Genomic DNA, 1,727 nt, shown 5'->3' on the forward strand with positions numbered 1-1,727 from the left:
TGCCCTGGAATATTGATCTTGGACAATCAGCCGTCAGCGAGGCTGTCTAGGGTGTAACGCGTCAACGCTTACTCTTATTTGGTCGGACTGCTAAATTCCGTTATCCATTCAAAGAGTATGATGCATGAAATTTCAGCTTTTTTCTGATTTACACCTTGAACAAGGGTACCCATTCCATCCAAATTCTAGTGATGCTGATCTGATCATATTAGCTGGTGATATTGATGTAGGTTTAAGAGGCCTAGAGTATGCAGCTGAGCTTATCGATAGGATGAATACACCCGTAATCTATATTCCTGGAAATCACGAATTCTATCGCCACGATATAAATGACCTCCGCAACGAAATGCATCATTTCGCAGAGTCAAAACAGAAACTTCATTTACTTGATAATTCATCCGTAATTATGAAGGGTATTCGTTTTATAGGATCGACTCTGTGGACTGATTATGTCTTGGATGGTCGATTCAATAAAGCTGAAACCATGAGTTTAATTAACTTTATGCTAAATGATCATAGATTGATCAATAAAGGAAAAGATAGGTTCACAACTGAAGATGCACTTGAACTTCATCTTGAATCGAAAGCTTTTCTAATTAATCAGTTAAATGAACCTTTTGATGGAAAAACGGTTGTAGTTACTCACCATGCACCAAGCCTGAAAGCTCATCATCCTCACTTTGAAATGGATACTATAGCTGCCGCTTTCATCTCCGATTGCGATGAATTACTCAAACTTGCGAATGTATGGTGTTTCGGCCATACACATGCAAATGTCGATACAGTTATAGATGGTTGTCGGTTAGTCAGCAATCAAAAAGGCTATTCGAGGGAGATGCTTCCTCAACCATTCAATTTAGATTTGATTATAGAAGTTTAATGGTAACTAGGTCTTTTCACGTAATGAATATCAACTATTTCATTTGAACATTTTTGCCATCACCAATATATACCAGAGTAACTATGACAGATACAATCCTAGCGCTAGACTTAGAAGGAGTGCTAGTCACAAATGCTATAAGTCAATTTCCACGTCCAGGATTGATGCAATTTCTTTGTCAGTGCGAGTCCCTATTTGGGCAGGATAATATTTGCATTTTCACGAGTGTCCGTGAAGAAAAGTTTAAAGAAATCGCTAATACGTTAGTCAGGGAAAATTTGGTTCCAGATTGGTTCACTAAACTACGTTACATAAATTGGGTTGGTGAACACAAAGATTTACGTTTTGTTGACGAAGACATCAATAAGGTAATTATCGTTGATGACTATCCTCCCTATATAAAGCAGACACAAAAGCATAGATTAATTGAGATTAGTCAGTATCTTGAGCCATACAGTCATGAAAACCCAGATTTTGATGACAAGGAATTAGAAGCATTGCTTTTAAAGTTAAAAATAATTTTGAATCACCACTAATTTACTAGACACCTTTCAGCCATTTAATATGGCAATAAGAGGAGGTGAAAATGAGCAGCAAACGTTATCCAGAAGAATTTAAGATCGAAGCGGTCCGTCAGGTAACTGATCGTGGTTACAGCGTCGCCGATTGGATGTCACAACACATAGCCTGTATGCCTGGCTGAAGAAGTATGGGCCTGATGCCAATAAGCATCGAACTAAGGCAGAAGAGCAAGCCGAAGTTAACCGGCTCAAGAAAGAATTGAAACGCGTCACCGAGGAGCGTGACATTCTAAAAAAAGCGGCGGCGTACTTCGCAAGCCCCCCCC

At 39.1% G+C, this 1,727-nt stretch carries 2 protein-coding genes and 1 pseudogene; all 3 read left to right on the top strand.

Features of this window, described 5'->3' with window-relative positions; translation table 11 throughout:
• Positions 1-124: 124 nt before the first annotated feature.
• Positions 125-880, top strand: coding sequence for a metallophosphoesterase (locus LGT40_RS00470; protein WP_226069687.1), 756 nt, complete (start codon positions 125-127; stop codon positions 878-880).
• An 83-nt stretch (positions 881-963) separates the two neighbouring features.
• Positions 964-1,416, top strand: a complete 453-nt coding sequence (locus LGT40_RS00475; protein WP_226069688.1) for an NIF family HAD-type phosphatase — start codon at positions 964-966, stop codon at positions 1,414-1,416.
• 50 nt (positions 1,417-1,466) lie between these two features.
• A pseudogene (locus LGT40_RS00480) lies at positions 1,467-1,727 on the top strand (transposase); the annotation flags it as partial.

Origin of the sequence: Methylophaga pinxianii, assembly GCF_020447225.1 — a bacterium.
Taxonomy (GTDB): Bacteria; Pseudomonadota; Gammaproteobacteria; order Nitrosococcales; family Methylophagaceae; genus Methylophaga; species Methylophaga pinxianii.

What these genes read in the sequence shown, in the direction of transcription:
- LGT40_RS00470 (WP_226069687.1), top strand. Translation starts at nt 125, where the DNA reads ATGAAATTTCAGCTTTTTTCTGATTTACACCTTGAACAAGGGTACCCA.
- LGT40_RS00475 (WP_226069688.1), top strand. Translation starts at nt 964, where the DNA reads ATGACAGATACAATCCTAGCGCTAGACTTAGAAGGAGTGCTAGTCACA.